1 pseudogene is annotated in these 264 nt (G+C 35.6%); it reads right to left on the bottom strand.

Annotated elements, in window-relative coordinates:
* Positions 1–264: pseudogene (locus H6B31_RS16960) on the bottom strand (CTP synthase); the annotation flags it as partial.

Raw genomic sequence — 264 nt, 5'->3', positions numbered from 1 at the left:
TAACATCACAGAAAAGCGCAATCTTATTCTTCATATCTTGAGTTAAAGGCTCATCACAACGTGTAACAATAATATTAGCTTTAATACCGTGTGACATAAGCTCTTTAAAACTATGTTGAGTTGGTTTTGTTTTGAATTCGTTACTTGCAGGAACTTTAGGAATCAGTGTTGTATGAACAAACACAACATCCTCAGTTTTATTTTCCGCATGGACTTGACGTACCGCTTCTAAAAATGGAAGTGATTCAATGTCCCCTACTGTAC

The organism is Pseudoflavonifractor capillosus, assembly GCF_016899775.1.
GTDB lineage: Bacteria > Bacillota > Clostridia > Oscillospirales > Oscillospiraceae > Lawsonibacter.
This window is presented reverse-complemented; position numbering and strand designations above follow the sequence as displayed.